Below are 24,731 nucleotides of genomic sequence, written 5' to 3' on the forward strand. Positions count from 1 at the left end.
CGATGAGTGTTTCCGGCCGTTCGTCCGGCCTCAGCAAGCTAGGGGGCGGTTGATGGCGCCGTCGAGTCCCGGGAGTGCCGAACCGGCCATTCCGACGTCTCGGGCGGCCACCTGGTCAGCGGCGGATCGCGCCTGCCGCCGGGGCCGTCCGGCCACGGAGGGAGAGCCTCGCCGTTCCCCCGCCCACCGGTCTTCGGCCACAGCTCACCCGACTGCGGCCGCGCGGACCGGTGCGTCCGCTTCCGGTACGGCCCTTGGTCCCGATGTGGTCCGAAAGCACACCGCATTCCGAGCAACCAGCCCTCGACACACGCCAATTGGGACTCCGGAGTCCCATTTTCGGTAACCCGTATCCCGTTTCGGGGCAGCGCTGTTAGCTTGGCAGGGTGAGCGACTCAGCCCGTTCCTCCCTTCTCGGTCCCGCCTCGGGCGGTGCGCGGACCCGGACCCGGCGGACCATCCTCGGCGCCGCCGCTTCCGTACTCGCCCGCGACCGCGGGGCGACCCTGGCGGACATCGCCAAGGCCGCCGGCGTCGGCCGCAGCACGCTGCACCGGCACTTCCCCGACCGCCAGGAGCTGCTGGCGGCGACGGTCGAGGACGCCTGCGCGGCACTCGACCGAGCGGTCCTCGACGCGGCCCCCGACCGCGGGACGGTTCCCGCGGCGATGCGGCGGCTGATCGCCGGATTCGTGGGGGTCGGCGACCAACTGGTGTTCGTGTACGGCGACCCGGCCATCGTGGCGGGCCTCGGACAGGACGACGCTCACAATCCCGCCTACCGAGCGGTCATCGATCTGATCGAACGCGGCCGCGCCGAGGGCGTGTTCGACGCCGAGTTCGACCGGGAGTGGATCGAGCAAGTGCTCTGGGCGCTCGTCTACGCGGGCTGCGAGGCGGCCGCCAAGGGCGTACTCCCGAAGCATGGCGTCACCGACACGGTGGTGCGCACGTTCGAGAACGGCATTCACGCCCCGCGTCCACTACGCGGGGACCACCACGCCCGGCGGCGACCGGGTCCGTCCGTCGACGAAACGAGGGAATACACATGACCACTGTGGTGACAGGAGCGACCGGCAACGTCGGCAGGTCCCTGGTCGATCAGCTTCTGGCGGCCGGTGAGGAGGTACGGGCGGTGACCCGCCGCCCGCGAGAGGCCCGGCTCCCGGCGGAGGCGCGGGTCTTCCCCGGAGACCTGACGGAACCCGAGTCCCTGTTACCGGCGCTGCGCGGCGCCGACCGCCTGCACCTCTTCCCGGAGCCCAGCACCGTGCGTCAGGTCGTCGACCTGGCGAAACGGGCCGGTGTGCGCCGGGTGACCGTCCTGTCGTCCGGCGCTGTCGCCGCCGGCCTGGACACCGACTTCCAGCTGCCGGTCGAGCAGGCGGTGGAGGCGTCCGGCCTGGAGTGGACGCACCTGCACCCCGGTCAGTTCGCGGCCAACCTGCTGCACCTGTGGGCCCCGATGATCCGGGCCGGACGCGTGGTCCGGTACCCGGATCCGGACGCCATCGAACTGCCCATCCACGAGGCGGACATCGCCGCCGTCGCGGCCGTCGCCCTGCTGAACGACGGGCACGCCGGCAAGGCGTACCAGATGACGGGCCCGGAGCAGGTCACCCGCCGCCAGCAGGTGCTGGCTCTCGCGGAGGCGATCGGCGAGGAGATCCGCTACGAGGAGGTGACGCCCCGCGAGGCCCTGGACATCCTCAAGCGCCAGGGAGGCTGGGCCGCCGCCAACGCCGACTTCCTGCTGGATTTCGAGCCGTACTCGGAAGGGGCGCGGGAGTACACGGACGAGGAGCGGTCGGCCTGGCTGGTGCCCGTGCCCGAGGCGGTGGAGACGGTCACCGGACGGCCCGCCCGTACGTTCGCCGAGTGGGCCCGCGACCACGCGGCCGACTTCCGCTGAACCGCGCGTCCCCGGCGGGATCCGGCCGGGGACGCCGCCGCGCATCGCGCGTGACCTCCGCAAGCGGCTGGAGCAGCCGGTTCAGGATTGGTGGGTCGGCTCGATCAGCGTCGCGATGCCGGCGCAGAGCAGCCGTACGCTGCGGGCGAATTTCTCGTCCTCGTCGTAGGCGGAGGCGGCGGCCACCGTCATCGGGAAGCGCTCGTGGACCTCGGCGGCCTGCTGGGCGCTGACGGGGAGGGCGGGGGACTCGCTCTGCTCCTGGAGCACGAATCCGGTGATGTGGCTGAGCAGCGCGTCCGCGGCGACGCCGCGGTGCTCGTCGGGCACCCCGGCGTCGCTCAGGGTGTGCAGCAGCCGTTCCATCAGCGACAGCGCACCGCCGCTCAGCACTTTGGGGCTGTCGGCGAACATGACCGCTCCGCCCGGATGGCGCCGGATGCTCTGCCGCAGCGTGACCGCCTGAACCTCGACCCTGGCCTGCCAGCCCGCACCTTCGGGCAGTGCGGCCAGGGCGGCGCTGCCCGTGTCGTACGCCTGCCGGGCCACCCGATCCGCCATCAGCTGGAGCAGCGCTCCCTTGCTGGGCACGTGGTAGTAGAGGCTCCCGGCGTGCGCGTCGAGGCGCTCGGCCACTCGTCGCATGGACAGTCCGTGGTATCCGGATTCGGCGAACACGGCCATGCCCGCGTCGATGATCCGCTCTGCGGTCAGCTTCATGGAGCCAACCCTAGCCGCAGTTTTCAAACAGCGTTTGAAAACTGCGGTCACTGAGGCTAGTGTCACCATCAGCAAATTCAAACGCGGTTCGAAGGGGGGTGGTGACGATGGGCGGACTGCTGTTCAACGTGACCACGGCAGTACTGATGATGCTGATGCTCAACGGGGGTCTGGCCCTGATCGGTCAGGACACCGTGGGCCGGCGCCGGATCCCCTGGACCGCGGCCGGGCTGACCGCGCTCGCGCTCGCCGGGGTGGTGACGCAGCTCTGCTGGTCGGGCGCGATGGCCGCCTTCGACAGCGACCCCGGCAAGTCGGGTTGGTGGCGCGTCTTCACGTCGGTCTTCATGCAGAACGGGGGCTTCCTCGGGGCGGCGTGGAACATCGCCACCCTCGCCGTCGTCGCCGCTCTCGCGGAGTGGTTCTGGGGCGCGCCGCTGATGGCGGGCCTGTTCGTGGCGGGCATCCTCCTGCCCCAGTACATCGACTCCCTCTTCGGGCAGACGAGCCACAGCACCGACCCCCGCAACTTCGCCGGAAGCTCGGGAGCGACCTACTTCCTCGCCGCGACACTGGCCGCCGGCCTCCTGCTGCGTGGCGGTGACCCGAAGGCGAACCCGAAGGACATGCTCCTCGCGCTCAGCGCGCCGGTGCTCGGCCTGGCCGTGTGGTTCGCGCAGGCCAACGGGCATGGTCTGGTGACGGTTTACGGGTTCGCCCTGGGCGCCCTCGTCCGCCTCCTGGCCCGGCCGGTGCTCCACCCCGACCGCGACCTGGAGCGTCCGGCCCGCACGACCATGGCCTCGCTGGCATCGCTCGTCGGCAAGCGCCGCGCCCGGCAGGCCGGCTAGGACTCACCTCGGGTCGTGATCACGAAGCGGGGCGAGAATCCGGAGACGGATCACCGCCCCGCTCCGTGATCATTCGTGGTTCAGTGCGGGTGGGGGCTTCGGCGGCGGCTTTGAGGTCGCGCAGCCATGCTTCGAGGCCCTGGCGGAGGATCCGGGTCGCGGTGGGGACGTCCGCTTCCACCTCGGCACCGGTGTGGGTCTCTTCGGTGCTCACGCGGACGCCGCCCTTGACCTTGGTGAGGTTCCATACATGGACGCCGTCGATGCGCAGCCCTTCGCCGACCGCGGGGCCGGTCCAGCGGATGCAGGAGTTGTGCTTGAGCTGCTCGACGGTCGAGGTGATCTCCAGGCTGGTGGCGGGAGTCGTGGGGTTGGGAGGTATCGGGTCGTCCACCGAAACGCCGAACCCGTGCGGAACGGGCCGTGGTCGAGGCGCGAGCGCGTGTTCGCTGTCGGATGGGCGTCGGCCGTCGGGTGGGTGCTGGGCCGTCAGGCAGGTGCACGGCCGGAGCCGGGCCGGGCGTCAGTCTCATCCCCGTCGAGGCGTCACACTGAACAGATGAGTGTGGTGATCGACGTCTCGGACGTGCCCCTGGATCGCATCTCCTTCGCGATTTCTCCGCTTGCCGAGTTGGGGGCGGTGCTGCATGTCCTGGCCGAGCCGTCCCACCACCCCGGTCTCCTCGATTGGGCCGCGGAGACCAGGGGCGCCCTGCCTCCGGATCTGGCCGACAGGCTGTACGAGGCGGACATCCTCTGGCGCTCCACACGATCGGATCTGTTTCTGCCCGGTGTCGCGGCGGCTGACCTCAAGGAGGAACTGGACGCGTGGGACCGGCTGGACGACGACGCGTTCGTCGTCGCCGCGGTGGAGATCTCCTGCGCCACCTCGTTCGCCACTCCCCGGCCGTCCCCCCTGCACCGCGAGGAGGACCGCCGACGAGCCCGGGAGCTCGCCGCCGCGCGTGGCCTCCGGCAAGCGGCGTTCGCCGATCGGCTGCTGGAGGATCCGCAGAAGGTACGGGCCTGGCTTCGCCGGCTCCTGGAGGAATGCGACCAGGCGTTCTTCGGCGAGGTCTGGCAGCGGGTCCGCCCACAACTGGCTGCCGACGCCCGCCACAAGAACGAACTGCTCAAGCACCGCGGCCTGGAGCAGGCTGTCGCCGCGGTGTCCCCCGCCGTCACGCTGGACAGCGCGCACGGCCGCCTCGTGGTCGACAAGCTGCAGGACGGCTGGGTGAAGGGCTCCGACGCCGGATTCGTCCTCCTGCCCACGGCCTTCGGATGGCCGCACCTCGTCGTCCGGGACGCCCACCGCGACCGGCCGGTTCTCCAATACCCCGTCGCCGTCCCCGAGCTGCCGCCGGCCCTGTCACTGGCAACGGTCCAGCGGCGCTTGGAAGCCGTGGCCCATCCCCTTCGGCTGCGCCTGTGCCGCACTCTTGCCCGCGGACCCCACTCGACCACGGAACTCGCGGACGCCAACGGCCTCACCGCGCCGGAGGTGTCCCGCCACCTCGGCGTCCTGAAAGGGGCCGGTCTCACCCGCACCCGACGAGAAGGGCGATACGTCTTCCACGAACTCGACATCGAGCTGATCGGCCGCCTCGGCGCCGACCTGCTGGGGAACGCGCTGCGGTAGACCTGCCCAGCGGGTCACGTGTGAAGCCGGCACCATGTCGTCGCCGACTGCGGCTCTTCGAAGGGGCGTCGCCCGGCGCGGCGGACCGCTCATCGGCCCACGCCGCGTCCCCGACGCGCCCGATGTGAAACTCACGCGGCGTGAGGATGCATCGTTGACCCATGACCGCATCCGCGACCTGGAAAGTAGGTCCGCTCGCCGAGGCCAGTGGACTGACCGTACGCACGCTGCACCACTGGGACACCATTGGTCTGCTCAGCCCCTCCCGACGCACCGCTGGTGGACACAGGGAGTACACCGAGGATGACCTCGTCCGCCTGTATCAGGTGCTGGCCCTGCGTGGTCTCGGGCTGAGTCTGGAGACCATCGGCGCCTGCCTGGACACCGGAATCGACCCGGCGCGGCTGGTCCAGGACCACCTGGCGGGCGTGGAGGCTTCCATCGCCGCGCTCGACGCCGTGCGGCAGCGGCTCGTGCGGCTCGGCAGCGAGCTGGATTCCGGTCGGGCCCCGACGACTTCGATGCTGCTCGACGCGTTGCGGGCGATCGGCCGCACCGGGCCGGAGAGCGAGGAAGCGCTCCGTGATCACCTGGACGCCGACCAGACGCGGACCTTGCGGACACGCGCCGCGGGCCTGGGGCCCGCGATGCACTATCTGCTGGAGGTCGAATGGCCGGAGCTGTACCGCAGGGCCGACCGGCTCCGCGCGGCCGGGACTTCTCCCACTCATCCGAAGGTCCGGCGGCTGGTGGCTCGCATGGATGAGCTGAGCGCACTGTTCACCGGCGGCGATGCCGGCATCTCCACCGGGGTACGGAGCGCCTGGCATGACGATCCGGCCGCCATGTCCGGTGACCCCGGCGCCGCGGCCGACGACTGGCGGGAGCTGGCCGACTATCTGGACCTCGCCCGCCGAAGCCCGGCCTGACCGGGCTCCGCTGTCCTCCCTCGTCATCCACCGCATTCGCCCAAGGAGCCCGGCCATGGATCGCCGAACCCGTACCCGTACCGCCCTGAACTCAACGTTTCCCACCCTGCTCGCCGTTCCCGCCTGCTGCCTCCTGGCCGTGGTCGGCGCGGCGCCGTGGGACATCCTCCTCGCCCTGCCCGTCGCGCTCGTTGTGCACGCCGTCGTCAACTTCGTCCGGCTGCGGCCCGAGCTCCGACGCTGATTCCCGCACCAATTCCCGCGGCCGGTCGGACCGGTCGTCCCACCCGGCCCCACCGCCGGGCGCGTCACAGCCTCCACGCCCGGCGGCCAGGTGTGTTGCCCGGAGGGGACGGCGGGGCTCAGGCGTGGATGATGATCTGGGCGATCAGCGCTATCCACCACGCCAGGGGAATGATGGCCACCAGGGCGGCGGGGCGGCCGGTCATCGGCTTTCCCGGGTTGAACTGCGGTCCGGGCTGGCCGGGGGCGGGCTCCGGCAGCTTGTTGATCTTCGCTCGGGCGGCGAGGTTGACGCAGATGGTTATCGGGTTGAGCAGCACCAGGGAGAACGGGCTCCACCACCCCTGCCACAGGGTCTTGGTGGTCATGTCGCGGAAGACGGCGGTGCCGCACGTGCGGCAGTACGGCCCCTCCAGGCTGGAGAAGCGCATCAGCAGGACGAGGCCCTGGTGGCTGCGGATGGTCGTGCTGACGGCGGGGAAGGCGCCGCAGAACCGGCAGTGGGGATGCGGTCCGGCCGCATGCGTCGGCGCGGGGGCGACCGGCTGTCCGTACCCCTGGGGCGGGTAGGGGGACTGCTGAGCCGCCGACTGCCCGTAGGGGCTCGCCTGCGGGTAGGCCTGCGGCTGTCCGTAGGCCGGGGCGGCCGGCCCGGTGGGGTGGTTGCCGGGAACGGGCGGGGTGGGTGTCGTCACGAGTTTTCCTTGTTGCACGAGCGTCGGACGTTGGGCTGAGTGAGAGAAGTTACATGGTCAGGGCTGGTTCCACCGCCCTGAGGGGTGGCGGAGCCCGCCGGCCGGCCTGGAGTGGGTCGCCCCGCCCGGAGTTGACGGCGACCGCCGGACGGGCGTCGGGAAGCCGTGAGCACGGCGGCGGTCGCCGCTATCGCGCCGGGCGGATGGAGAGGGCGTGGCGGAACTCGTCGCGGGGGTCCCAGCGGGTCTTGATCCGTTGCAGGCGGGGGTAGTTGTCCTTGTAGTAGAGGGTGTGCCACGGAGTGCCGGAGGTGTTGAGCGCGGGGTCGGCGAGGTCGGTGTCCGGGTAGTTGATGAAGGAGCCGTCGCTCGCCTCGCCCGGGACGGGCACGCCGCCGCTGTCGGCGTACATGGACCGGTAGAAGTCGCGCACCCACGCGAGGCGCGGTGCGGGGTCGTCCTGCGGGGCCTCCCAGCCGGTCATGTAGATCGCCTTGAGGATGGAGTCCCGCTGCGCGACGGCCGTCGCGTCGGGCGGGGTCGTATTGACCTTTCCGCCGTAGGAGACCAGCCACAGCGATCCGTCGATTTCGGCGCCCGCCTTGCCGGACAGCCGACCGTGGACGACGTCGATCTGTCGGTCGGTGAAGCGCTTGCGGAGATAACCGGATTTGATTTTGAAGGGCGCCGGGGGCGTCTCCTGTACGTTCGCCGCGGCCTGGAGCCACGGTTGGCTCTCGTGCCCGCGAGTGGGCCGTGCCCCGACTCCCCGGCCGACCGCGGCGACGTAGTCGTCCATCAGCCGCAGCGCGCCGGGCCCGGTGGAGTCCAGGTGGCCGACCAGGGAGATGGTGCCGGTCTTGCGGGTGTTGAGCATCAGGACGCTGATGCCGCGAAGCCGACGCCGTCGCGGAGGGCGGGGGGTCAGGCGGAGGAGCAACCACCGCTGCTGCAACTGGAGCTGGAGCACGAGCTGCCGGAGGAGCAGCTCGAACCGGAGCAGCTTGTGCCGGAACAGCTGTAACCGCTCGAACAACTGGAGTGGCCGGCCCCGACGGTGGCATGGTTCGAGGAGCGCCTGCCACGACCGCGGCGGGAGGCCCCGCTCGAGCGCGTTCGGGCGGCTTTCCTGAGCTTCTGCCGCAGCAGTCCGTCGGGCAGGGCATCGACCCCCGACACGGCGATCACCCCCGCGGTCCCCGCCGGGTGGAGCTCCGGGGAGAGCACGCTCCAGGGGCCGTCCTTCCTGATGTCGCGGGCGAACTGCTCGCCCTGACGCGTCCGGTCGTCCCGCCGGGCCCGGGGGCGCCACTTGACCTGCCCGACCACTCCGGCGGCGACCAGCGCGAGCAGGAGGAACGGCGCGGGGTACGAGCGGGGCTGGAACAGCAGCACGAGCGCGGTGACGGCGGCGATCGCCAGGCCCACGATCTGAAGGTCGGCGGCGCGCCGCCAGCGGGTCCTGGCCGTCGGCGACATGAGCAGGCCCTGGCCGGCCAGCGAGGCTTCGACCGCGTCCACGGCGTCGTCGAACTGCAGCGACGTCCGCAGCCTGCGCAGGGAAACGGCCCAGTCGCCGCCGCAGCGCGCCAGAAGGGCGCGCTCCATGCCGTTGTGGGCGATGGCGCCGACCACTCCGATCCGCCCCTGCGGGTCCAGGGATATCCGCCCGTCCTCGTGCATGACGGCGATCACGGTGTCCGCGAGCCGACCGCGGCCGCCCAGCAGATAGGCGGTCTCCAGCAGGCCCGGTTCACCGCCCGGGGGTACGGGCGTGCCGGGGCCGTGGACTCGGCGGCGGGCGGTGAGCAACCACGCCGAGGAGGCGAGCAGGGACAGGAGTGCCACGACGATGGCGACGAACATGGGTCAGCCTTTCCGGTCACGCGTGAGGCGAACGCCGCGGAGTGCCGCCACGACGCGGCCGAGGACACCGGGCGCGGCAGGTGTCGCGGGCGCCGTGCGGTCGGCCAGCCAGCGGGCCAGCCGGCGCCGGTGCTCGGGAGGGATCTCGGGAGGGGTCGAGGCGTCGCCGGCCAGCAGGTGCCGGACGAAGTCCAGGGTGTCCTGGTGATAGCCGTCGGCCATGGGGCGATCCCGGGCGTAGGCGAGGAACAGGGGCCGGAAGTCCTCACCGAGGATGTCCGCCGGCTCCGGTGCCACCTTGGCGGCGACGTCGGCGCGCTTGGTGAGCAGTGCCCGCCGCTGGACCAACAGCCGTTGCCGGTCGAAGCCCTCGGGCGGCGGGGAGCCGGCGACGAGGGTGGAGAGCAGGGCGTGCTGGGCGAGGGCGAGCCGCTGCCGAGCAGCATCTGCGGTGGTGGGGAGGGCGTCAGACACGCTGCGCCCCGACGACCGTACGGATCGCGTCGAGTTCGGCGGCCAGCTCACCCGCCGTGGGGAAGTGGTCGTCGCGTTCGAGCAGGACGCCGGGCGGGGTGACGCGGGAGCAGAGCAGGTCGAGTACGTCGAGGACGGGCGGGCCCACGGGGTGGGCATGGCTGTCGTGCCAGAGCCCGTCGCGCTCGAAGCCGCCGGCCACATGGACGTAGGCGATGGCCTCGACCGGCAGCTCCGCCAGGGCGGTCTCCGGGTCCTCGCCCCGGTTGACGTGGTTCGTGTGGAGGTTGGCCACGTCGACGAGCAGCCGCACCCCCGTCCGCTCGACCAGCTCGGCGAGGAACCGCCCTTCGGTGAGCTCCTCGCCGGGCCAGGTCAGGAACGCGGCGATGTTCTCCAGGGCGAGCGGTACGGGCAGCAGGTCCTGGGCGATACGGACGTTCTCGCACAGCACGTCGAGGGCGTCGCGGGTGCGGGGCACCGGCAGCAGGTGCCCGGCCTCGACACGCGGGGAACCGGTGAGCGGGCCGCCCGCCCGTACGAAGGCGATGTGCTCGCTGACCAGGGGCGCGCCGAGTGCCTCGGCCTTCTCGGCGAGGGCCACCAGCCGGCCGAGATCGGGGCGGTCGGCGCCGCCGAGGCCGAGCGAGACACCGTGCGGGATCACGGTCGTACCGCGGTCCCGCAGGCGCTGGAGGGCGTCGGGGAGGTGGCCGGGGCAGATGTTCTCCGCCACGACCTCCACCCAGTCGACGCCGGGCAGGCGGGCGATGTCGTCGGCGATCTCCGGTCGCCAGCCGATACCTGTCCCAAGAGCGTGCATGGCCCCGTCCCCCCGTGCTCAATCCGTGGCCGTGTCTTCGATGGGCAGGTGATTCCCGCCGTGCACCTTGCAAAACCTTGATCGGCAGATCTAGGGGAGAGATCAGGGTTCAGGTCGTCCCACAGGCAGGGGAAGGGGCCGGGCAGCGCCGCTCACGCACTCGAACCGGTGGAGTCCGCCACTCGTAAGGGCGAGATCGCGTGACGGCCGGGCGCGGCGGCGCCACCCTCTCCCTGTGCACGCCCGTCACCGCGGGCCTCGCACCCCGACCGTGCCGGATCGTGCCCGACCTCTTCGACAAGGAGTCTTCCCATCAACGTTCGCCGTTCCCTGACCGCCGCCTTCGGCGCCCTCGCCCTCACCGCCGGGCTGTCCGCCGCGGCGTCGGCGGCCCCCGCCGCCGAGCGGATCTGCGGCTTCTACAAGACCGCCGGCGACGCGTACTACAACCACTGCACGCACGACGGCTCACGTGTGGTCATCAAGGTGAGGGCGGCTCACGCACCCGACTACGAGAGGTGCGTCGGTCCCGGCCGCTCCTGGCTGGGGAAGGCCGGCCGGATCCAGGGCGCGCACTACGCCGACCGCACCTGCTGACCCCGACCGCGACGCATCGATGCGCCACCCCCGAAGGGAGCGGCGCATCGATTCTTCTTAGGCCGTACGAGTGAGGGGACGGGTTTCCGAGGACGCGGCGGGCATGCAGACCTTCCGGGTCATCACGCCCCAGGAGGCTGAGATGAGACGCATCCGCTCGCGCACCCACATCCCTGTCCTGGCCGCCGCCGTACTGCTCACCATCGGCATGACGGCAGGAGTGGCACAGCTCCCCGACAGATCGACCGCACACGAACCGGCCCAGGCCGCCGCGCCGTTGGACGGCACCGGGCTCCGGGCCTCGTCGTGATCGCCCCGCCGTATGAGACCGCCGGCGGGAGGTGAGTCGCCCGGTCGGGCAGGGACCCGGCGCACGCGGCCCCGCGCCCGGTCCTCAGCCGCCCGGCCGGCAGCGACGGCGGTAGTAGGAGTAGGTCAGAGCCAGGACCAAAGGGCCCCACAGGACGAACAGGCCGCTGACCGTGACGGCCAGCATCTGCCACCACACGCTGCCGTACGCACCGTCGGAGAAGCCTGCGAGGTGGAACGTACAGAGGAACCAGTCGACCAGCAGACCGGTGAAGAAGAGACCGCCGAGCGTGCCGGGCACGATCACCGCGAAGGGCGGGACGCGCCTGCCACGGAGCACCGGCACCCAGCGGGGCACGATCTCGCCCCACTCGCGCACCAGGACGAGGCAGAGCAGCGCGAAGGTCTCGGACAGCAGACTGAGTCCGGCGACGTAGGACACATTGGCCCACCGTCCCCACGTCATGTGCGGACCGTCGATGCCCATCATGAAGTCGAACCCGATGGGCAGTCGCCACAGACATACAGGGAGGGCCAGCAGGGGCATGAGGCGGACCGCACGCACCGCCCAAGGCGGCACAGGCCGCTCGGTCCCTGTCGCCACCGTCGTCGCACTCATCTCGCTGATCGCCATGTGATCACTCTTGCGGGTCCCCGGCTCCCGAGGATCACGCGCGGGGACGAGCCACCTCCCCCGCGCGGTGGAGACCCGGCTCACCCGGCCGTCGCGGTGACGAGCACGTCTTGCGCACCCCTCCCCCGCAGCTGTGAAGGTGTGGCGGAGGAAGGGCCGTTCGGAGGTGAAGTGAGCGGTATCCGGACAGCCGCGGCCCTTCCTGTCCGCTCACCGCTCAACGGGGCGTCCTCGCCGGACGCGCCCGTTGACGAGGGCGACCATCGGAGCGCCCGCGGACACGGAACCCGGGCGGCCGGTCCGCATCCACGACCGAATGTCGCTCTTGAACACCGTCCGAACCCGTCGCGACACTGAGCGGTGATTGACATGGACGCGACCGACTCATCGGCGTCCCTCTCGCGCCCGTGCCCCCACCTCATCACACGGACGTCCACATCTCGCGTACGCCCTCCACGCCCGGACATGATGTCACCGGGCACTCCCCCACAGGAGGTCACGAGTGATCCACTCACGCATTCCCGCACGCCTTACGGTCCTGACCGGTACGGCTGCCGCGCTCCTGGCGACGGCGGCGCTCACGCTGCCGAGCGCCCACGCGGCGCCCGTGCCCGCCCCGCACCCGCTCTCCGCCACCCAGGCGGCCGAGCTCGGGCAGCGACTCACCGCGGATCTCGGCGCGGACGTCACAGCCGGCTCGTACTACGACGCCGCGGCGCGCAAGCTCGTCGTCGGCGTCCTCGGCGAGGCGGCCGCCGCGAAGGTACGGGCCGCGGGTGCCGAGGCCAGGACGGTCGCGCACTCGGCGGCCGAGCTCGCCTCGGCGCGCGACACCCTGAAGGAGAAGGCCTCCATCCCCGGGACCACCTGGGCGGTCGACCCGAAGAGCGACAAGGTCGTCGTCACCGCGGACAGCACGGTCGAGGGGGCCGGGCTGACGCGACTGGAGAAGGTCGTCGCGGGCCTGGGCGACAAGGCCACGCTCAAGAGGACGGCCGGTAAGCTCCGTCCGCTCATCGCCGGCGGCGACGCCATCTGGGGCAGCCGGGTGCGCTGCTCGCTCGGCTTCAACGTCACCAAGGACGGCAAGCCGTACTTCCTGACCGCCGGGCACTGCGGCAACGCGTCGCCGGACTGGTCCGCCTCCCAGGGCGGCGCGAAGATCGGCTCGACCGAGAGCTCCACCTTCCCCGGTCACGACTACGCGATCGTGCGCTACACCGCCGAGGTCGAGCACCCCAGCGCGGTGGACCTCTATGGCGGCACCCAGAACATCGCCCGGGCGGCCGAGGCGACCGTCGGCGAACGGGTGCGGCGCAGCGGCAGCACCACGCAGGTCCACGACGGCGTGGTCACCGCTCTCGACGTCACCGTCAATTACCAGGAGGGTGCCGTCGAGGGCATGATCGGCACCACGGTCTGCGCCGAGCCGGGCGACAGCGGCGGAGCGCTCTTCGACGGCGACGCCGCCCTCGGTCTCACCTCCGGTGGCAGCGGCAACTGCTCGTCCGGCGGTGAAACGTTCTTCCAGCCGGTACCGGCCGCCCTCCAGGCGCTCCAGGCCCAACTTCCCTGACACGCGGACAGCCTGGCCTCCCTGACGCGCGCCGACACCAGCACACGGCCCCCGCCGCCCGTCTCCGGGCAGCGGGGGCCGTGTCCGCGCGTACGGGCCTCGTGGTGCGGGGCCCGGGGCGCCGGGCGTCAGTTGACGCGCCCGTACCAGACGCCGCTCGTCCAGATCTTCTCCAGCCGGACGGACGCGCCGGGCTTGGGCGAGTGCCAGATCTTGTTGTCGCCGGCGTAGATGCCCACGTGGTAGACGTTGCTGCCGGAGTGGAAGAAGACGAGGTCTCCGGCCTGGCGGGAGCCGGCGGACAGGTGCCGGGTCTTGTTGTACTGCTGGGCCGCGGTGCGCGGCAGCGTCTTGCCGACCTTCTTGAAGGAGTAGAGCGTCAGGCCCGAGCAGTCGAACCGGTTGGGGCCCGCGGCGCCGTACTGGTAGGGCGAGCCCTTCTTGGAGGCCGCGACCTTCAGGGCGGCCTGGCCCGCGGTGGCCGCCTGCGCGTCACCGGACAGGCCGGGCAGCAGCATCGAGGCGGTCACGGTGGCGGCGGTGAGAACCGACGCGGCTCCGGCCCGGGAAACGAGCGCGGGTATGCGAGGGAACGCAGACATGACAAAACCCTTCGTCATCCGCCTGCGAAAGATGACCTGTCGGGTTCGGGCTGTCGAAGTTGCCCGGCCATGGATATGGCTTCACCCCAAGGACCACCGCGATCGTGGTCCGTCGTGCTTGGGTCTCCCGCTCCTGCCGATCCATTCGAATCTGCTCCGCACCCGTGCGGCGGCAGGACTCGGCGTCCGCCCGGGTCGCCCGCCTCGGTGACGGGATCTTGTGTTCGATCCAAGATCCTGCATCACGAAGTGCCGGAATCAGGCGTTCAGATGCCCTTCTGTGAACTTCTTCACTTCACGGCCATTCCCGGAACCGGGGTGCGCATTCACACCGCACGGATCGACTGAATCCTTTATTCGCAGCGGAGTTGGGAGATCTCCGCAGGCCGTCGCGCGGAGATCCTCGTAAGTCCTTCGAGAGATCTTCATGGCGACTGAAATCGAGTCACATGGCTTCACGGAAGACGGGTACGCGCAGGGGTGCGCGGCGTCTTTGCGTCAGAAACGGGCGGCGGGCGCGTCGGCGCGGTTCGCCGGAACGGCGTGGGGGTAGCCCTACGGCATGCTCACCCTAGGGATCGAGGAGGAGTATCTTCTGCTCGACCCGGCCACCGCCCTGCCCGTACCGATGGCAGAGCAGGTCTGTGCGGCGCTGGACCTGGAGCCGGTCGTATGCGAGCGGGAGATACAGGCGGAGCTGTTGCAGGCCCAGGTGGAAGTCGCCACCCCGGTCTGTGCGGACCTGGCCGAAGCGAGCAGGCACCTGCTGCGGCTGCGCCACGCGGTGAGCTCCGCCGCCAAGCGGACCGGTTGCCGGATCGCCGCGAGCGGGACGTCACCGCGCGCGGGCCTGGTGCCCGTCCCCGTGACGCGCAGCCCGCGCTATCTGGCCATGCACAGCAAGGCCCCGCAGCTGGTCGACGAGCAGTTGGTCAACGGGATGCATGTGCATATCGCCATCCCCGACCGCGAAATGGGCGTCGGCGTCCTGAACCGGGTCCGGCCGTGGCTGCCCGTCCTGGTCGCCATGGCGGCGAATTCCCCCATGTGGCACGGCCAGGACACCGGGTTCGCCAGCTGGCGCACCGTGGTCTACAGCCGCTGGCCCGTCTGCGGACCGCCCCCGCACTTCGCCGGCCTGGCCGACTACGAGGAGCGGATCGAGGCGCTGTTCGTCGCCGGGGCGATCACCGACCGGGGGCAGCTGTACTGGCAGGCCCGGCTGTCCGACCGGTATCCCACCATCGAGGTCCGGTGTCTGGACGTACAGCTGCGGGTCGACGACGCCGTCATGCTGGCCGGGGTCGTCCGGGCGCTGGTGGCGACCGCCATCCGTGAGGAGAAGGCCGGTCCGCTGACCTCGCACTGCAGCCCGGAGCTGCTGAACGCGGCGAACTGGCATGCGGCCCGGCACGGTCTCGACGGGGTGCTAGTGGACCCCGAGGGCAAGCGGCGCGACGCCGACGACGTCGTGTGCACCCTCCTCGGCCACATAGGGCAGGCGTTGGAGGAGGCGGGCGACACCCAGCAGGTGAACGCGCTGGTCCACCGGCTTCTGCGGCGCGGCACCCCGGCGGACCGGCAGCGCCGGGTGCTGGCCAAGGAGGGCCTGCGGGCGCTCACCGACCTCATCACCGAACCGTGAGCCGGCGGTAGGCATCACCTTCGGGCCCCACCAGGGACCCGGGGCTCATAACGCCGCTCTCGGCAGCTGCCTGCGGATGTTCCCCACCCACTGGGCGCCCGGACGGTCGGTCAGTGAACGAATGGTCCCTCTCCTTCGGCAGCCATTCGGCCCACGGTGACGTTGGCCAGGTCAGCGGCACCCCCGTGACTGCTGACCCGTTCCTCGATCATGCAGTAAGGATGCGATCATTTCTGCCGGGAACTTTTCACTGGAAAAAGTTGCCTATGAAATCGGCTTCCTCTGGCGGTGCCGGTCGTGATATTGGGGGAACACCGTTGGACAAGGAAGCGTTGCAGGCTCTGCTCCGTGAACGACGGGCGCACATCGCCCCGGAGGACCACGGGCTGGCCCGCCCCTCGCGCCAGGGCCGGCGGGCGCCGGGTCTGAGCCAGAGCCAGATCGACCAGCTGTTGCACCGCACCCACGGCACCTACAACCGGCTGGAGACGGGCTCGTACCCCAATCCGCCGGAGGACCTGCTGCGGGACGTCGCGCGGCTGCTGGCCTTCACCGAGCACGAGTGGACGTCGCTGTGGCTCTACGCCGTGCACCGCGACCCCCCGTACCCGCTGCACCAGCGGTCGGGGACGGAGATACCCCGGGCGTGGCAGGACGTCGTCGACGGGCTGTCCCACATGGCCTATCTCAACGACCAGTCCTGGCGCGTGATCGCGCACAACGACGCGTTCGCGGAGATGTTCCCGCGCGGCGAGGTGCCGGAGAACACCATGCGGTGGATGACGCTCCACCCCGAGGCCCGCACGGTGCTCACGAGCTGGCGCGAGCACTGGGTGCCGATGATCCTCCCTCAGATGCGGGCCGCGGTGGCCGCGCTGCCGCACGACGAGACCCTCGCCGAACTGGAGGCGGACATCCTCGCCGACCCGGTGGTCGGACCGCTGTACGAGGCGGGCGGGCGCGCGTACGTCCATCCCGACGGCGACGAACGTCCCCTGCTGCACACGACGAAGGGCCCCGGCTGGGTGTCGCTGTGCAGCGCCGAGCCCCTGGCGTCGCCCCGCGCGCGCCTGATGGTGCTGGTCTTCCGCCCCGGCGAGCGGGCCGCCCCCACCCGCCGGGCCATGCTCCACGCGTGATGACCTGATAGGAAGGCGGCGCCCGCACCCCGCGCACAGGCCGCCTGCCCTACTCAGTGGAGCCCTTCCGTGACACCGCACATATCCCGCCCCGCCATCGCACTGCCGAGCCACAGAGTCTCCACCGACGACATCTGTGACGACATACGGGCTCAGCATTCCCGCCACCCCCGCCTGGAGTCGATGGTGCGGGTGGCCCGGGCGACCGGGGTGCGGACCCGCCGCTTCACCCGGCCGCTGCACTCCCCCACCGTCTCCGGCACCGCGGCGATCGAGGAGCGCAACCGGGTGGCGTTCGCCGACTCGGCCCGCCTGGCCGAGCAGGCCGCGCGCACCGCGCTGGCCGGGGCGGGGCTGGAGCCGTCCGCGATCGACTGCGTCGTCACCAGCCACACCACGTCATGGGCCGTGCCCGGGCTGGACATCCACCTCATGGGCGCACTGGGTCTGCGCCCCGACGTCCGCCGGATCCCGATGTCCTCGCTGGGCTGCGTCGGGGGCGCGCAGGCCCTCGTCCGCGCCGCCGACCACGTCCGGGCGCACCCGGGCAGCCGGGTCCTGGTGGTCGTCGCGGAGACCATCAGCACCCTCTACAACCACCGGAACACCACCTTCGAGTCGATGATCTACAAGGCGCTGTTCGGCGACGGCGCGGGCGCCTGCCTGGTCACCGACGCGCCCCTGGGCCCCGGTCTGCGGGTCGAGGACACCTGGGAGTACCTGCTGCCCGACAGCCACGACTGCTACTGGGGCCGGCTGGACGGCGACGGGCTGCACTTCGACTCCACCCGCGCGGCGACGGAGGCCGCCGGCGGTGTGATGCCGGCGCTGCGCGGCTGGCTGGACCCGGAAGAGACGGCCGGCGAGCCGGCGTGGGCGATCGTCCACCCGGGCGGGCCGCGCGTCCTCGACGACTCCGCGCGCGGCCTCGGCCTCGACGACGAGACCCTGCGGCACTCCTGGAGCAGCCTGCGGGAGAACGGGAACCTGGGTGGGGTCGCGGTGCTGGACGTCCTCGCCCGTACGCATGACGACCCGCCCGCCGAAGGCGCGTCGGGGGTGCTCCTCGCCTTCGGGCCGGGCTTCATGGCCGCCGCGTGCCGGGGCACCTGGTGCGCCTGACGGGCCCGCCCGCCGTGCGCGTGGTCAGTGGGCGGAGTCTGCCCTGAAGCCGCCCGGCACCAGCACGACCGCCAGGACGACGGCCGCCGCCACGATGCCCACCGACACCAGGGCGGCGACGGACAGGGCGTCGTCGAACGCCGACCTCGCCGTCCGCAGGACGGCCCGGCCCGACTCGCTGTCGTGGCCGAGGGACCGGGCCACCTGGTCGGCGCCGCCCACCGATTCGCGCGCGCTGTCCAGGTCGGCGCCGCGCACCCGGTCCGGCAGGCCGGTCATCCGCGAGCGGTAGAGCGTGCCGTGGACGCTGCCGAGCAGGGCGACGCCGAAGCCGATGCCCAGTTCGTACGCGCTCTCGGAGACCGCGCCCGCCTGCCCGGCGCGCTCCGGGCGGACGGCCGCCACCAGCACCGCGGCCGAGGCGGTGATCGCCATGCCGTCGCCGAGGCCGAAGGTGACCAGGGCGACGGCGACCACCGGGTAGCCGAGGGGCTGCGGTGCGGCGGCCAGCAGGACGAAGCCGCAGAGCAGGGCGGTCAGACCCGCCGTCAGTACGGGCCTGACGCCCGTCCGGCGCAGCAGCCACGGCGTCAGCAAGGAGGAGGCGAGCGCCGCGAGGGCCACCGGCAACGTCCGCACCCCCGCCGCCAGGGCGCTGTAGCCGTGGACGTACTGCAGCCACAGGGAGATCAGGAAGAGGGCGGCGCCGATGGCCATCATGGCGATCAGCGTGGCCAGCGCGGCGGCCAGGAAGGTCCGGTCGGCGAACAGGCGGACGTCCAGCAACGGGTCCGCGCTGTCCAGCTGGCGGCGTACGAACCAGGTCAGCGCGGCCAGTCCGACCAGCAGCACCGCCAGGTCGGCCGGGCGGAATCCGCCGGCGAGGTGCTTGATGCCCCAGGCGGTGGCGATGACCCCGGCCACGGAGAGCACCGCGGAGGGGAAGTCGAGGGCGTGGTGGGAGGGGCTGCGGTACTCCGGCAGCAGCAGGACGGCCGCGACGAGGGTCACGGCCACCACGGGGACGTTCACCCAGAACGCCGCCGACCAGGAGTAGGCGCTCACCAGCACGCCGCCCACCAGCGGGCCGATCGCCGCGCCCGCCCCGGCCACGGCGGCCCAGATCCCGATGGCCAGGGTTCGCTCGTGGGCGTCGGTGAAGATGGTGCGGATCAGCGACAGGGTGGACGGCATGACCATCGCCCCGCCGATGGCGAGGAGGACCCGGCCGGCGATCAGTTGCAGGACGCTGTCGGTGAGACCGGCGGTGGCGGCGAGCACCGACGCCGCCCCGAACACGGCGAAGCCGAGGACGAACAGCAGCCTTCGGCCCAGCCGGTCGCCCACCGCGCCGGCGGTGACGAGCAGTCCGCCCAGCACCAGACCGTAGATATCGATGATCCACAACTGTTCCAGGGCGTCCGGCCGCATCTCCTTGATGAGCGACGGCAGGGCCACGTTGAGGATCGTGGCGTCCATGGCGACCAGCAGGAGGCTGGCGCACAGGACGGCGAGCATCGCCCAGCGCGCGGAGCCGGCCGGGTGCGGGTCGGCGGGGCCTGCTGCGGGGACGGGGTCCACGAGGGGGAACGTAACCCGCGCCCCGGTGGGTCGCATCCCGTGCACCGGGGGCTTCGCGCCACTGTCGGCCGGCGGGGTTCCGGTGCGCGGCCCGCTGGGCAGGGTGCTTCACGGCTCTACAGCCTCTGGGGGTGCGGTGGGACGGGATGTGGTCGTCATCGGCGCCGGTGTGGCCGGCACCAGTGTCTTCGTGCAGTTGGTACGGGGCCTCCCGGGCGCGCGGACGCCCTGTCCGGTCCGTTCCCTCCGGCTGGTGGACCCTCATGAGCCGGGGTGGGGGCTGGCCTTCGGGGACCGCGACCCGCTGCTGCTGTGCAACTCCGCCGCCGGGATCAACTCCCTGCTGCCGGACCGGCCCGACGACTTCGTCGCCCACCTGCGCGAGCACGGCTGGACGGGCGGCGGGCAGGACTGCGTGCCGCGGGCGCGGATGGCCGAGTACTGCCACGACCGGTACGTCCGGGCCCGGGAGCGGGCGGCGGCGCTCGGCGTCGAGGCGGGGCATGTGCGGGCCGCGGCCGAGTCGGTCGGCACCGGCGGCGATGGGTACCGGGTGCGGCTGGACGACGGCCGGGAGCTGCGCGCCGACGACGTCGTCGTCTGTGTCGGGGTGCACCGGCCGCGTGTCCCGGACGGCTTCGCCGCGTTCGTGGACCACCCGCGCTATCTGGACAGTCCCTATCCGGCCGCCCGGCTCCGCCGCCGGCTGCGGCCGGGCGGCCGGGTGCTGGTGCTCGGCAGCCACCAGTCGGCCGTCGACGCGGCGCTGCTGCTGTGCCGCGACGGTCATGAGACCACCCTGACCTCGCCGTCGGGCCTGCTGCCCGCGGTGCGGGTGTCGCTGGCGGCGCCCGTACGCGACTTCCCGCCGCTGGAGCGGATCGCCCGGCTCGACCCGGCCGATCCGCTCCTGGCGGAGCGGTTGCTGCGCTGCGCGGTGGAGTCGGTGCGGCTGCTGAGCCGGCTGCCGCTGCGCCGGCAGTCCTCCCGCGCGGCCGACCCCCTCCAGCGCCTGCGGGAGGAGACGGCGCTGGTGGAGGAGGGCCTCCTGGGGTGGCCGGGCGTCATGGTGCCGCTGATGGAGGCGTTCATCGCCCTCGGGCCGACGCTTCCCGCCGCTCGCCGCCGGGCGCTGATGGAGCGTTTCGCTCCGCTGATCGGGCGCTATGTCACGGCGTTGACCGTGGTCAACGCCCGGCGGCTGCTGGCGCACGCCGAGTCCGGCGCGCTGCGCCTGGCGCGCTCGTACCCCTCGGCCGTGGCCTTCGAGGAGGGTGCCTGGCGGGTGGAGCGGCCCGGGGCCGCGCCGGAGCGCTTCGACCACGTCGTCAACGCCACCGGTTTCCTCCCGCCGGTCCTGCGCTGGGACCGCGACGGCACCGCCCTGCACCTCACCGACCCACCCGGGGCGGGGGCGGCCGTCGACCATCTGGAGGCCGATCTACGGGTGCGGCGCCGGCCCGGAGCGGCGCCGGAGCGGATCCGGGTGGTGGGCGTCGGTACGCACGTACGCGTCCCGTTCGCGAATCATCTGCGCAATGTGGTGCGTCAGGCCGGGGAGGTCGCGGGCCGGTTGGCCGCCCCCGAGTGAGCGGTCGGCCCCGGGGTCACTCCAGCAGGCCGCGCCGCATGCCTTCCGCGACGGCGGCGGCACGGTCGGACACCCCGAGCTTCTCGTACAGCCGCTGTGTGTGCGTCTTCACGGTGCTGGCGCCCAGATAGAGCTCGGCGGCCAGCTGCGGAATGCTCTTGCCCTCGGCGAACCCGCGCAGCACCTGGCGTTCGCGTTCGGAAAGGATCGTAGGGTCGCGGTCGGCGCGCATCCGGATCTCGTCCACCAGCCCGCCGGTCAGCTCCTCCGAGACCACCTGCCCGCCGCTCGCGACCTTCAGCACGGCGTCCACGATCTCGGACCGCCGGGCGTCCTTGGCGAGGTAGCCGGCGGCCCCTTCCTGTACGGCGCGGTAGACCACGGCGGCGTCGGTCGTGGCCGACAGCAGCAGGATCCGGGTGGGCGCGTGGTCCCGTACGAGGGCGTGGATGACGGCGATTCCGTCCATGGAGGGGAGGCGGTAGTCGATGAGGGCGACCTGTGGTTCCAGCTCGCGGATCACCCGCAGGGCCTCGGCGCCGTCCTCGACCTCGGCGAGCACCTCGATGCGGCCGCTGAGCCCGAGCCCGCGGGCGATGCCCTCGCGGTAGACGGGGTGGTCGTCCGCCACCACCACGGTCACCCGCGCACCGGAATCGGACACCGTGGAACCGTCTCCTCCCTGCGCGTCGCCCGCCCGGCGGCGCTGCTCATGGGCACCACGATAGGTCGCTTCGGCCCGGACGGCCGCTCCACGGGCCCGGGCCGGCAACGACCCCGCCGTACGAACGGCCGTTCCCCCGATCGGCGCCCTCGGCCTCCTCCGGGGCTCCCCCGGCGGGCGGATTCCCCTGGTGGTGGGCGGTGCCCAGCGTCGGGGGGAAACGCCCGGCTCCGGAGGAGAGGTGAGGGGAGATGTCCGAGATGGTGCGGCGCGTGGTCGTCGGGCCGGCACTGTCCGAGGCACGCTCGCTGTCCGGTGCTCGTCGTCCCCACCGAGGAGGAGCCCGAGGAGGCGGGCGGATCGCCGGAACATCCGCGGGCCCGGGGCCGGCCGCCTTTCGTGGTGCCGGTCGGGCCCCCGGACGCCCGGGATCCCTACCTGGGCGGCTGAGGCCCGGGCACGGGTTCGGGGGTGGAGTCGGCGGTGGCCGGCAGTCCGACCTCGATCGTCGTGCCGCCGGGCGCGCTGTCCACGGTGAACCGGCCGCCCGCGCTCTCCACCCGCACATAGTGGCTGGCCAGCCCGATATGGCCTTCCTTGACGCGGCGTTGGACGACGCGGGGGTCGAAGCCGACTCCGTCGTCGCGGACGGTCAGGACGGTCGCGCCGTCCTCGTCGGCGAGCCGGACCCATACGTGCGAGGCCCGGGCGTGCTTGACGACGTTGCTCAGCAGCTCCCGGGCCGCCGAGTAGAGCAGGGCCTCGTGGCCTGCGCGGCCCGGCAGCCGCAGGTCGTAGTGGATGGCGAAGCCGCCGCGACGGGCGAAGCGGTCCCCCGCCGCCTCCAGGGCGGCGGCCAGCCCGGCCGTCGCCAGGATGTGCGGATGCAGATCGAAGATGATCTCCCGCATCTCCTTGACCGTCCTGCGCACCTCCGTCTCCGCGCGGCGCAGCGCGGCCGAAGCGTCCGGGCCGTCCGGGCCGTCCGGTGATTCCGCCTCCTCCAGGTCGTGGAGGGCGGCGAGCAGGGTCTGCACGGCGCCGTCGTGCAGGGCGTCGGCGAGGTCCGAGCGCTCGCGGGTCTCCGCGGCGAGGGCGTCGTCGAGCAGCAGCTCGCGGGTGTCGAGGAGGTCGGAGACCGCGCGTGTGCGCCGGCCGAGCAGGAGCGCGATCAGGGTGCACACGCCCGTGATCCACAGGACGTAGACCTCGTCCACGACGATCGCCCAGGTGTCCCGGGTGCGGTCGTCCAGCAGGTGCGGCAGCGACATCCCCGCGTAGGCCACCATGCAGACCAGGCCGAGCGCGGCGGTGACCTTCGGCATCTGCCACAGGACGGTGGCCAGGGGCCAGATGAAGTAGGCGTAGCGGGCCGGGGAGTCCTGGCCGCCGGCGGTCTGCGCGAGGGCGCTGATGATCAGGAGGTCGACGATCAGCGTGGCCACCGCGCCGCGGACCCCGGTCACCGGCCGTCGGTGGACCCACAGCAGCCTGGTGAGCGACCAGAGGAGATACACGCCGAGCAGAAGGTTGAACCAGAAACGGTGGACGTATTCGACCGTCGTCTGCTGCCCCGCCATGAAGAGCGGGATGAAGAAGGGAAGACGGCTCCAGGCGACATAGCGCGAGGATTGCGCGACCATCTCGCCGATCTGCTGCTCACGCCACCGTGTGGTCATCGTTTCGACATTACCCGGGGCCCGGCGGTGCCCGGTGTGGGCCGATCGGTGGAAAAGGAATTCCCCCACTCCGTGGGCCGGTCGAGGGATTTCCCGTGGCGGCCCACGCGTCCAGCATGAAGGGGCACGGGATCGAAGAGCGGGAAAGGAGCAGGAAATGAACCGGGGAATGAACCGCGCCGTACGGCGTGTCGTGGTCGGGGTCGACGGTTCGGCCGGGAGCCTGGTCGCGCTGCGGCGGGCCGCCGGCGAAGCCCGCCGGCACCGCGCCGAGCTGCGCCCGGTCCTCGTCTACTCCTCTCCCCGGGGCGACTACGTCGACACGCTGTGGCCGCCGGACCCGGAGGAGGCCCGGGAGCTGGACGGTCGGGCGCACGACACGCTGGTGTGCGCCTGTGAGCGGGCGCTGGGCGGCCTCCCCCGCGACGTGGCCTGCGCTCCCGTCGTCGCTCGGGGGCAGGCGGGGCCGCTGCTGGTGGAGGCCGCCGACGGGGACGGCGATCTGCTGGTGGTGGGCGGTGGCTCGCACGGTGCGCTGCACCGCTTCCTGTCGGGTTCGGTGAGCCGTTACTGCGTGCGGCACGCGCCCGGCCCGGTCCTGGTCGTCCCGCCGGAGAGCGCCGCCGGGCACGACGACTTGGGCGGGCCGGCCGCGCGCCTCAGCAGCCCAGAGGGAACGGGATGACCCGCTTGGTGGGGCCGGTGTTGCGGCACAGGCCGTAGCCCTGGCCCTTGAGGTCGTCGATGATGCCGGGCAGGGCGTCGGGGAAGCGGCTGAAGAGGTGGCCGAGGACGACGCCGCCGCGCTTGTCCGCCGCCGGCGCGTTCCGGACGCTCGCGCGGATCGCCTCGGGGCTGCGGTAACTCCCGCCGGTGCGTTCCCAGTCGAGGGTGTCGACGGTCCAGGTGCAGATGCGCTGGCCGAGTTCGGCGGCGATGCGGATCTCCCGGTCGCCGAAGTCGCCGTAGGGCGGACGCAGCAGGGTGCTGGAGAGGCCGCGCCGGATCTCCGTACGGGCGTCCTCCTCCGAGAGGCTTCGCAGGTGGGGGTGGGAGTAGGTGTGGTTGCCGACCCAGTGGCCCTGGGCGCGCAGGGTGTCGACGATGCGCGGGTACTGGGAGGCGTACTGGTTGATGAGGAAGAACGCGGCGCGGACACCGCGCTTCTTGAGGTCCGCGCCCACCCGGACGGTCCGCTCGGGGTCGCCTTCGGGCCAGTCGTCGAGGGTGAGCAGCACCCTGCTGGAGGTGTTGCCGCAGCGCTGGCGGTCGTACTCGGCCGGCTTGCGCGGTTTCGCCGGCTGTCCCGGTCCCGCCGTCGCGGCCGTCGCCGGGGCGAGGGCGAGGAGCAGGGCGGCCAGGGCCGCGGCCAGTGGGGTCAGGGTTCTCTTCCGGGATCCGGACATGCGCGAACTCCTCCTGTGGTCACCGTCCGGT

General features: G+C 72.1%; 24 protein-coding genes, 2 pseudogenes and 1 riboswitch. Of the genes and pseudogenes, 14 read left to right on the forward strand and 12 right to left on the reverse strand.

The features are described from left to right. Positions 1-386 precede the first annotated feature (386 nt). Together ACZ303_RS18085 and ACZ303_RS18090 are read left to right on the forward strand one after the other, a co-directional pair. Positions 387-1,052 carry a TetR/AcrR family transcriptional regulator gene (locus ACZ303_RS18085; protein WP_467340009.1) on the forward strand — a complete coding sequence of 222 codons (666 nt, stop codon included), beginning with the start codon at positions 387-389 and terminating at the stop codon, positions 1,050-1,052. After that, positions 1,049-1,912: an NAD(P)H-binding protein gene (locus tag ACZ303_RS18090; protein ID WP_467340011.1), complete on the forward strand. Its 864-nt coding sequence runs from the start codon at positions 1,049-1,051 to the stop codon at positions 1,910-1,912. Before ACZ303_RS18085 ends, ACZ303_RS18090 begins: the two co-directional genes overlap by 4 nt. 81 nt (positions 1,913-1,993) lie before the next feature. On the opposite strand, the gene ACZ303_RS18095 is transcribed toward ACZ303_RS18090, so the two are convergent. Beyond that, positions 1,994-2,632: a TetR/AcrR family transcriptional regulator gene (locus tag ACZ303_RS18095; RefSeq protein ID WP_467340013.1), complete on the reverse strand. Its 639-nt coding sequence runs from the start codon at positions 2,630-2,632 to the stop codon at positions 1,994-1,996. A gap of 107 nt (positions 2,633-2,739) precedes the next feature. Between ACZ303_RS18095 and ACZ303_RS18100 the strand changes: the two genes are divergently transcribed. Then, positions 2,740-3,483, forward strand: a complete 744-nt coding sequence (locus tag ACZ303_RS18100) for a hypothetical protein (RefSeq protein ID WP_467340014.1) — start codon at positions 2,740-2,742, stop codon at positions 3,481-3,483. Between the two features lie 19 nt (positions 3,484-3,502). Here ACZ303_RS18100 and ACZ303_RS18105 read toward each other — a convergent pair. Beyond that, positions 3,503-3,927 (reverse strand): annotated as a pseudogene (locus ACZ303_RS18105) (SRPBCC family protein); the annotation flags it as partial. 115 nt (positions 3,928-4,042) lie between these two features. Here ACZ303_RS18105 and ACZ303_RS18110 point away from each other — a divergent pair. The 3 genes from ACZ303_RS18110 to ACZ303_RS18120 all read left to right on the forward strand — a co-directional run bounded on the left by ACZ303_RS18110 (position 4,043) and on the right by ACZ303_RS18120 (position 6,298). Further along, a complete protein-coding gene (locus tag ACZ303_RS18110) occupies positions 4,043-5,125 on the forward strand; it encodes a DUF5937 family protein (RefSeq protein ID WP_467340016.1) in 1,083 nt (360 codons plus the stop codon). 161 nt (positions 5,126-5,286) lie between these two features. Next, a complete protein-coding gene (locus ACZ303_RS18115) occupies positions 5,287-6,054 on the forward strand; it encodes a MerR family transcriptional regulator (protein ID WP_467340018.1) in 768 nt (255 codons plus the stop codon). A gap of 55 nt (positions 6,055-6,109) precedes the next feature. Then, complete coding sequence (locus tag ACZ303_RS18120; protein WP_467340020.1) at positions 6,110-6,298, forward strand: hypothetical protein; 189 nt, start codon at positions 6,110-6,112, stop codon at positions 6,296-6,298. 118 nt (positions 6,299-6,416) lie between these two features. On the opposite strand, the gene ACZ303_RS18125 is transcribed toward ACZ303_RS18120, so the two are convergent. The 4 genes and pseudogenes from ACZ303_RS18125 to ACZ303_RS18140 all read right to left on the reverse strand — a co-directional run bounded on the left by ACZ303_RS18125 (position 6,417) and on the right by ACZ303_RS18140 (position 10,155). Next, positions 6,417-6,992 (reverse strand): hypothetical protein, encoded by a 576-nt coding sequence (locus ACZ303_RS18125; RefSeq protein ID WP_467340022.1) that lies wholly within the window; start codon positions 6,990-6,992, stop codon positions 6,417-6,419. Positions 6,993-7,179: 187 nt separating this feature from the next. After that, positions 7,180-7,869 carry a BBE domain-containing protein gene (locus tag ACZ303_RS18130; RefSeq protein WP_467340024.1) on the reverse strand — a complete coding sequence of 230 codons (690 nt, stop codon included), beginning with the start codon at positions 7,867-7,869 and terminating at the stop codon, positions 7,180-7,182. A 47-nt stretch (positions 7,870-7,916) separates the two neighbouring features. Next, a complete protein-coding gene (locus ACZ303_RS18135; protein ID WP_467340026.1) occupies positions 7,917-8,858 on the reverse strand; it encodes a TIGR04222 domain-containing membrane protein in 942 nt (313 codons plus the stop codon). Positions 8,859-8,861: 3 nt separating this feature from the next. Further along, positions 8,862-10,155 (reverse strand): annotated as a pseudogene (locus ACZ303_RS18140) (MbnB/TglH/ChrH family RiPP precursor modification enzyme). 408 nt (positions 10,156-10,563) lie between these two features. Between ACZ303_RS18140 and ACZ303_RS18145 the strand changes: the two are divergent. Beyond that, entirely contained in the window at positions 10,564-10,752 is a 189-nt protein-coding gene (locus tag ACZ303_RS18145; RefSeq protein WP_467340196.1) for a DUF6355 family natural product biosynthesis protein, read from the forward strand. A gap of 142 nt (positions 10,753-10,894) precedes the next feature. Beyond that, positions 10,895-11,062 carry a hypothetical protein gene (locus tag ACZ303_RS18150; RefSeq protein WP_467340028.1) on the forward strand — a complete coding sequence of 56 codons (168 nt, stop codon included), beginning with the start codon at positions 10,895-10,897 and terminating at the stop codon, positions 11,060-11,062. Between the two features lie 84 nt (positions 11,063-11,146). Here ACZ303_RS18150 and ACZ303_RS18155 read toward each other — a convergent pair whose 3' ends face one another. Then, positions 11,147-11,695 carry a hypothetical protein gene (locus tag ACZ303_RS18155; protein ID WP_467340030.1) on the reverse strand — a complete coding sequence of 183 codons (549 nt, stop codon included), beginning with the start codon at positions 11,693-11,695 and terminating at the stop codon, positions 11,147-11,149. A gap of 502 nt (positions 11,696-12,197) precedes the next feature. Between ACZ303_RS18155 and ACZ303_RS18160 the strand changes: the two genes are divergently transcribed. Next, entirely contained in the window at positions 12,198-13,271 is a 1,074-nt protein-coding gene (locus tag ACZ303_RS18160; RefSeq protein ID WP_467340032.1) for a S1 family peptidase, read from the forward strand. Between the two features lie 128 nt (positions 13,272-13,399). On the opposite strand, the gene ACZ303_RS18165 is transcribed toward ACZ303_RS18160, so the two are convergent. Then, positions 13,400-13,873 (reverse strand): C40 family peptidase, encoded by a 474-nt coding sequence (locus ACZ303_RS18165; protein ID WP_467340034.1) that lies wholly within the window; start codon positions 13,871-13,873, stop codon positions 13,400-13,402. Positions 13,874-13,877: 4 nt separating this feature from the next. After that, a riboswitch (cyclic di-AMP (ydaO/yuaA leader) is annotated at positions 13,878-14,039 on the reverse strand. Between the two features lie 396 nt (positions 14,040-14,435). Here ACZ303_RS18165 and ACZ303_RS18170 point away from each other — a divergent pair. From ACZ303_RS18170 to ACZ303_RS18180, 3 genes are all read left to right on the forward strand, one after another. After that, complete coding sequence (locus ACZ303_RS18170; protein WP_467340036.1) at positions 14,436-15,518, forward strand: carboxylate-amine ligase; 1,083 nt, start codon at positions 14,436-14,438, stop codon at positions 15,516-15,518. A gap of 317 nt (positions 15,519-15,835) precedes the next feature. After that, entirely contained in the window at positions 15,836-16,657 is an 822-nt protein-coding gene (locus ACZ303_RS18175; RefSeq protein WP_467340038.1) for an MmyB family transcriptional regulator, read from the forward strand. A gap of 69 nt (positions 16,658-16,726) precedes the next feature. Continuing rightward, entirely contained in the window at positions 16,727-17,779 is a 1,053-nt protein-coding gene (locus tag ACZ303_RS18180) for a type III polyketide synthase (protein ID WP_467340040.1), read from the forward strand. A 24-nt stretch (positions 17,780-17,803) separates the two neighbouring features. Here the strand turns inward: ACZ303_RS18180 and ACZ303_RS18185 are convergent, their stop codons facing one another. Beyond that, entirely contained in the window at positions 17,804-19,360 is a 1,557-nt protein-coding gene (locus ACZ303_RS18185; RefSeq protein WP_467340042.1) for an MFS transporter, read from the reverse strand. A gap of 136 nt (positions 19,361-19,496) precedes the next feature. Between ACZ303_RS18185 and ACZ303_RS18190 the strand changes: the two genes are divergently transcribed. Beyond that, the gene (locus ACZ303_RS18190) at positions 19,497-20,951 is read left to right on the forward strand and encodes an FAD/NAD(P)-binding protein (RefSeq protein WP_467340044.1); all 1,455 of its coding nucleotides are present in this window, start codon (positions 19,497-19,499) and stop codon (positions 20,949-20,951) included. Positions 20,952-20,967: 16 nt separating this feature from the next. On the opposite strand, the gene ACZ303_RS18195 is transcribed toward ACZ303_RS18190, so the two are convergent. Both ACZ303_RS18195 and ACZ303_RS18200 read right to left on the reverse strand, forming a co-directional pair. Beyond that, the gene (locus ACZ303_RS18195; protein WP_467340046.1) at positions 20,968-21,615 is read right to left on the reverse strand and encodes a response regulator transcription factor; all 648 of its coding nucleotides are present in this window, start codon (positions 21,613-21,615) and stop codon (positions 20,968-20,970) included. 434 nt (positions 21,616-22,049) lie between these two features. Beyond that, positions 22,050-23,294, reverse strand: coding sequence for a sensor histidine kinase (locus tag ACZ303_RS18200; RefSeq protein ID WP_467340048.1), 1,245 nt, complete (start codon positions 23,292-23,294; stop codon positions 22,050-22,052). Between the two features lie 157 nt (positions 23,295-23,451). Here ACZ303_RS18200 and ACZ303_RS18205 point away from each other — a divergent pair, with 157 nt between their 5' ends. Beyond that, on the forward strand, positions 23,452-23,979 hold the full coding sequence (locus tag ACZ303_RS18205) for a universal stress protein (RefSeq protein ID WP_467340050.1): 528 nt from the start codon (positions 23,452-23,454) through the stop codon (positions 23,977-23,979). Here ACZ303_RS18205 and ACZ303_RS18210 read toward each other — a convergent pair. Further along, positions 23,954-24,700 carry a polysaccharide deacetylase family protein gene (locus ACZ303_RS18210; RefSeq protein ID WP_467340052.1) on the reverse strand — a complete coding sequence of 249 codons (747 nt, stop codon included), beginning with the start codon at positions 24,698-24,700 and terminating at the stop codon, positions 23,954-23,956. The genes ACZ303_RS18205 and ACZ303_RS18210 overlap by 26 nt on opposite strands. Between the last annotated feature and the right edge of the window lie 31 nt (positions 24,701-24,731).

The sequence above is a fragment of the Streptomyces sp. NPDC023527 genome, from assembly GCF_055560115.1.

Coding starts and splice junctions, on each gene's coding strand:
- ACZ303_RS18090 (WP_467340011.1), top strand. CDS start 1,049: ATGACCACTGTGGTGACAGGAGCGACCGGCAACGTCGGCAGGTCCCTG.
- ACZ303_RS18095 (WP_467340013.1), bottom strand. CDS start 2,632: ATGAAGCTGACCGCAGAGCGGATCATCGACGCGGGCATGGCCGTGTTC.
- ACZ303_RS18100 (WP_467340014.1), top strand. CDS start 2,740: ATGGGCGGACTGCTGTTCAACGTGACCACGGCAGTACTGATGATGCTG.
- ACZ303_RS18110 (WP_467340016.1), top strand. CDS start 4,043: ATGAGTGTGGTGATCGACGTCTCGGACGTGCCCCTGGATCGCATCTCC.
- ACZ303_RS18115 (WP_467340018.1), top strand. CDS start 5,287: ATGACCGCATCCGCGACCTGGAAAGTAGGTCCGCTCGCCGAGGCCAGT.
- ACZ303_RS18120 (WP_467340020.1), top strand. CDS start 6,110: ATGGATCGCCGAACCCGTACCCGTACCGCCCTGAACTCAACGTTTCCC.
- ACZ303_RS18130 (WP_467340024.1), bottom strand. CDS start 7,869: ATGCTCAACACCCGCAAGACCGGCACCATCTCCCTGGTCGGCCACCTG.
- ACZ303_RS18135 (WP_467340026.1), bottom strand. CDS start 8,858: ATGTTCGTCGCCATCGTCGTGGCACTCCTGTCCCTGCTCGCCTCCTCG.
- ACZ303_RS18150 (WP_467340028.1), top strand. CDS start 10,895: ATGAGACGCATCCGCTCGCGCACCCACATCCCTGTCCTGGCCGCCGCC.
- ACZ303_RS18155 (WP_467340030.1), bottom strand. CDS start 11,695: ATGGCGATCAGCGAGATGAGTGCGACGACGGTGGCGACAGGGACCGAG.
- ACZ303_RS18165 (WP_467340034.1), bottom strand. CDS start 13,873: ATGTCTGCGTTCCCTCGCATACCCGCGCTCGTTTCCCGGGCCGGAGCC.
- ACZ303_RS18170 (WP_467340036.1), top strand. CDS start 14,436: ATGCTCACCCTAGGGATCGAGGAGGAGTATCTTCTGCTCGACCCGGCC.
- ACZ303_RS18200 (WP_467340048.1), bottom strand. CDS start 23,294: ATGACCACACGGTGGCGTGAGCAGCAGATCGGCGAGATGGTCGCGCAA.
- ACZ303_RS18205 (WP_467340050.1), top strand. CDS start 23,452: ATGAACCGGGGAATGAACCGCGCCGTACGGCGTGTCGTGGTCGGGGTC.
- ACZ303_RS18210 (WP_467340052.1), bottom strand. CDS start 24,700: ATGTCCGGATCCCGGAAGAGAACCCTGACCCCACTGGCCGCGGCCCTG.